Below are 4,646 nucleotides of genomic sequence, written 5' to 3' on the forward strand. Positions count from 1 at the left end.
CTAATATTTAGCCGATATAACAAGCTTCTCCCACTGTACGCTTCCCGCGATTCGCGGCAACCTTGACTGATGGCGTACGCGGTGGCTGGTAAGCGGGTGCTCATCACGGGTGCCTCATCGGGATTGGGTGCGGCCCTGGCGCGACAGCTGGCAGCCCGGGGCGCGGTAGTGGGGCTGATCGCGCGGCGTCGGGATCGGCTGGGCGAGGTGCTGGCCGACTGCCGGCACACCTCTCCCGGATCGGCCATGTTCGTGGCCGACCTGGGCGACACGTCGGCGCTGGATGGCCTGGCGCTGCGGGCCTGGGATGCGCTCGGCGGCATCGACGTGCTGATCAACGACGCCGCGATGCCGAAGCGGCGAAGCGTCATCGCGCTGGACCCGGCCGAGGCCGAAGACGTCATGCGGGTCAACTTCTTCGCCCCGATGCGCCTGACGCTGGCGCTGCTGCCGCGGATGCTGTCGCGCGGATCCGGCATGATCGTCAACGTGTCCAGCGTCGGCGGCCGGCTCGGAATCATCCACGAATCGGCTTATTGCGCAAGCAAATTCGCGCTCTGCGGCTGGAGCGAGGCGATGGCCGTCGACCTGCACCACACGCCGATCTCCGTGAAGCTGATCGAGCCGGGACCGGTCGACACCGAGATCTGGGACCACCCGGGCAGTGAGGAGCCCCTCTACCAGGGGCCCAAGGTGGCCGCCGAGGTGGTGGCAGAAGGGATCGTCGAGGCGCTGGGCAGCGACGGTTTCGAGCATTACCTGCCGGACATGAAAGCGGTCGTCGACGCCAAAAACGCCGACCTCGATGCGTTCATCGCCGGGGCCGCTGCGATGGCGCGGCGATGAAGGCGCTCGTGTATGGGGTCACGCCGGAGCCCTTCGAGGTTGCCGACGGCGCGCACCTGCTCGCGATCGCCAATCAGGGCGACAGTGGCGCGGTGAAGGTGGTCTTGGACCCGCGCTAGTTTCCGCGTCAGGTGTTGGCGCGAAGGTAGTCGTACACCGCTGCGAAGTTGCGGTTGACGTCCTCGGGAATTGCGATTGGTCCGCCGAGAGCCTTTGCACCCCAGACTATTTGGGCGGTGCGCTCGACCAGCGCGGTGACATGCAAAACCTTGTCGGGGCGCGGTCCGACGGCCACCAGGCCATGGTTGGCGATCAGGGCGGCGCCGCGGCCCTCGAGTGCCTTGACCGCGTTGGTGCCGACGTCGGGCGTGCCCGACGCCGCGTACTCGGTGCAGCGAACGTCGCCGCCGCAGTACACCGCGAACTCATCGATGCAGGCCGGGATCGACTGGTGGGCGATGGCGAACATCGTCGCCCACACCGGATGACTGTGCATGACGCTGCCGACGTCGTCGAACGCCTTGTAGCACGCCAGGTGCAGCTGCATCTCCGATGAGGGCGCTCGACCCTCGGCGGCGTGCAGCACGCCGCCGTCGGGATCGATCAGCACCAGGTCGTCGAGCTCCATGTCGCGATAGTCGACGGACGACGGCGTGATGACGACGTTGCCGTCGGAGCGTCGGGCCGAGATGTTGCCCGCGGTGCCCTCGACCAGGCCGCGGCGCAGCATGTCCTTGGCCGCGTCCAGCACCGCTTTTTCCGGATTGTCGACGAATTTCATGAGCCCAGCACCTCCGGGTTGACGATATGGGTGGGCCCCTCACCGGAAAGCAGCGCGGCCAGGTCGTCGGCCACCATCTGCGCCTGCCGCGCCTCGGTGTCCCAGGTGGCGCCGCCGATGTGCGGCGTCAGGACGACGTTGGGCATGCCCACCAGCGGGTGATCGGTCGGCAGCCATTCGCCGACGAAGTGGTCCAGGCCGGCGGCGGCCACCTTCCCAGCCCGCAGCGCGTCGACGAGCGCGTCGGTGTCGTGCAGCTGGGCCCGGGCGGTGTTGAGGAAGACCGCGCCGTCGCGCATGGCGGCGAACTCCCGCGCGCCGACCATGCCGACGGTGTCGTCGGTGACCGGTGCGTGCATGGAGACGACATCGGCTTCGGCAAGCAGCTCGTCGAGGCTGTGCTGGGCGTCGGGGTTGTAGGGGTCGTGCGCGACGACGCGCAGGCCCAGCCCGGACAACCGCCACTGGGTCGCGCGGCCGACCGCGCCGAGGCCCACCAGCCCGGCGGTGAGCCCCGCGATCTCGCGCCCGCGAAACCGTTGATACGGGATGCTGCCGTCGCGAAAGATGTTGCCGCTGCGCACATCCGAGTCTGCGGGCAGCAGCCGGCGGGTGACGGCCAACAGCAGGGCCACCGTCATCTCGGCGACGGCGTCGGCGTTGCGCCCCGGGGTGTTCAGCACCGGCACACCGGCGGCGGTGGCCCCCGCGATGTCGACGTTGTTGGGGTCCCCGCGGGTGGACGCGATCGCGCGCAAGCTCAGGTCGAAAACGGGCCCGCTCACCGAATCGCTTTCCACCACAACCACATCGGCGGACTCGGCCTTGATGCGATCGGCCAGCTGCTCGGCGCTGTAGATCCGCAGCGGGGTCTGCTCAATCCAGGGGTCGTACACCACGTCGGCCAGCTCACGGAGTTTGGCGAATCCCGGCCCGCGCAGCGGGGCCGTCACCAGTACGCGCGATCTTGACGTCACGAACCCCAATGCTGGCGTACGGTGACGCCCGTGTCACGTAAGGACGTCACAATCGGCATCGATATCGGCAGCACCGCCGTCAAAGCGGTGGCCGCCGACGCCGACGGCCACGTGACGTCGCGGGTGCGGATCCCCCATGAATTGCGGGTGCCCGCCCCCGACCTGCTCGAGCACGACGCCGACGAGGCGTGGCGGCGCGGGCCGTTGGCCGCGCTGAAACAGCTGGGCTGCCCCCAGGCCCGCGCCGTGGCGGTTTCGGCGATGGTGCCGTCGCTGACCGCGGTGGATTCCGCGGGCCACCCGATCACTCCCGGGCTGCTCTACGGCGACGGCAGGGGCCGCAAGCCTGGCGTCGAAGAGCACGCGCAGCCGCTTCCGGCGCTGGGCGAGGCCGCGGAGTTCCTGCGCTGGACGGTGGCACAGGCGCCCGGCGCGACCGGCTACTGGGCCGCCCCGGCGGTGGCCAACTACGCACTGGCGGGGGAGGCGGTCATCGACACCGCCACTGCCGCGACGGCTTTCCCGCTTTTCGACGGAACCGGCTGGAACGCGGACGCCTGCGCGAGCTACGGCGCCGCCGGTGAGCAGTTGCCGCGCGTGGACACCATCGGCGCCGCCGCGGGGCAGGTGCGTGACACCGGGGCGGTGTTGGCGATCGGGACCATCGACGCCCTGTGCGAGCAGTTCGTGGCCGGCGCCGACCGCGACGGCGACGTGCTGGTGCTGTGCGGGACCACTTTGATTGTCTGGACGACGATTTCGGAGTTCCGGCAGGTGCCCGGCCTGTGGACGATCCCGCACACCACTTCGGGAAAGAGCCTGATCGGCGGAGCCAGTAACGCCGGCGGTCTGTTCCTCGGCTGGGTGGATCGCGTTGTGGCACCGGCAGATTCGACGGCGATCGATCCCGGGCGAATACCGGTGTGGTCGCCCTACATCCGCGGGGAGCGCACGCCGTTTCACGACCCGGGGCTGCGGGCCAGGCTCGACGCCGCGGATCTGACCCACGACGCGGCGGCACTGCGGCGAGCCGCCTACGAGGCATCGGGTTTCGTGGTGCGCCAGCTCATCGAGCTGAGCGGGGCTTCGGTGTCGCGGATCGTGGTCGCCGGCGGCGGCACCCGCGTCAGTCCGTGGATGCAGGCCATCGCCGACGCCACCGGGCGGCCGGTGCAGGTGTCCGGAGTGCCCGAGGGGGCGGCGCTGGGAGCGGCCTTCCTCGCCCGCATGGCCGCCGGGTTGGAAACCACGATCACCGACGCCGCCCGGTGGGTGTGCACCGAGCGCGTGGTCGACCCCGATCCCGCGTGGCTGGGCGCTGTCGACGCCCGCTACCAACGGTTCCTGGAGCTTCAGGAACCGGGGTCTAGCGCGATACCTCCACCGGCGTTCTAGTCTGGTGTGATGACTGACCAGGACCGCAAAGCTGCCCGTCGAGAGATCGCTGACGCACTGCTGAAGGCTCTCGAGCGCCGGCACGAAGTACTCGACCTGATCGTGGAGGCCGACAACAAATCGGCCGCGGTCGACGCCATCGCCGGTCTGCTCGGCACGTCGCACGCGGGTGCCGAAGCGGTGTTCGGCCTGTCCTTCGACCGACTCACCAAGGACTCGCGCAAGACGATCCAGGCCGAGCTCGAGGACCTGAATAAGCAGCTGAGCTTCACCCTGGGCGAGCGTCCGGCGAGTTCGGGGGACACCCTCGAACTCCGGCCGTTCTCCGCGACCGAGGACCGCGACATCTTCAACGTCCGTACGCAGGACATGGGTGGCGCGTCGGGCGACGGATCCGGCGGCCAAGCCGGCAACCTCGACGACGAGATCAGGGCCGCGCTGGGCCGCGTCGACGACGAAGAGGCCGCGTGGTTCGTCGCGATCGACTCGGGCGAAAAGGTCGGCATGGTGTTCGGCGAGTTGGTCCGCGGCGAAGTGGACGTGCGGATCTGGATTCACCCCGACCACCGCAAGCGGGGCTTCGGCACCGCCGCGCTGCGCAAGTCGCGCTCGGAGTTGGCGTGGTGTTTCCCCGCCGCGCCGTTGGT

At 69.5% G+C, this 4,646-nt stretch carries 6 protein-coding genes; 4 read left to right on the forward strand and 2 right to left on the reverse strand.

The genetic code is table 11. From position 1 onward, the window contains the following. Positions 1-81: 81 nt before the first annotated feature. A complete protein-coding gene (locus tag JOZ00_RS21960) occupies positions 82-846 on the forward strand; it encodes an SDR family NAD(P)-dependent oxidoreductase (RefSeq protein ID WP_366022385.1) in 765 nt (254 codons plus the stop codon). Then, complete coding sequence (locus JOZ00_RS21965) at positions 843-965, forward strand: hypothetical protein (RefSeq protein ID WP_293347961.1); 123 nt, start codon at positions 843-845, stop codon at positions 963-965. The genes JOZ00_RS21960 and JOZ00_RS21965 overlap by 4 nt, the downstream gene beginning before the upstream one ends. Positions 966-973: 8 nt before the next feature. Here JOZ00_RS21965 and JOZ00_RS21970 read toward each other — a convergent pair whose 3' ends face one another. Beyond that, positions 974-1,627: an L-fuculose-phosphate aldolase gene (locus JOZ00_RS21970; RefSeq protein ID WP_293347964.1), complete on the reverse strand. Its 654-nt coding sequence runs from the start codon at positions 1,625-1,627 to the stop codon at positions 974-976. Beyond that, positions 1,624-2,604, reverse strand: a complete 981-nt coding sequence (locus tag JOZ00_RS21975; protein ID WP_293347967.1) for an NAD(P)-dependent oxidoreductase — start codon at positions 2,602-2,604, stop codon at positions 1,624-1,626. Before JOZ00_RS21975 ends, JOZ00_RS21970 begins: the two co-directional genes overlap by 4 nt. Positions 2,605-2,634: 30 nt before the next feature. Between JOZ00_RS21975 and JOZ00_RS21980 the strand changes: the two genes are divergently transcribed. Together JOZ00_RS21980 and JOZ00_RS21985 are read left to right on the forward strand one after the other, a co-directional pair. Continuing rightward, positions 2,635-3,999 (forward strand): FGGY-family carbohydrate kinase, encoded by a 1,365-nt coding sequence (locus JOZ00_RS21980; RefSeq protein ID WP_293347970.1) that lies wholly within the window; start codon positions 2,635-2,637, stop codon positions 3,997-3,999. Between the two features lie 9 nt (positions 4,000-4,008). Beyond that, a partial coding sequence (locus tag JOZ00_RS21985; RefSeq protein ID WP_293347973.1) for a GNAT family N-acetyltransferase occupies positions 4,009-4,646 on the forward strand: 638 nt, incomplete at its 3' end.

The sequence above is a fragment of the Mycobacterium sp. genome, assembly GCF_019243155.1.
GTDB lineage: Bacteria > Actinomycetota > Actinomycetes > Mycobacteriales > Mycobacteriaceae > Mycobacterium.

Coding starts and splice junctions, on each gene's coding strand:
- JOZ00_RS21965 (WP_293347961.1), top strand. CDS start 843: ATGAAGGCGCTCGTGTATGGGGTCACGCCGGAGCCCTTCGAGGTTGCC.
- JOZ00_RS21970 (WP_293347964.1), bottom strand. CDS start 1,627: ATGAAATTCGTCGACAATCCGGAAAAAGCGGTGCTGGACGCGGCCAAG.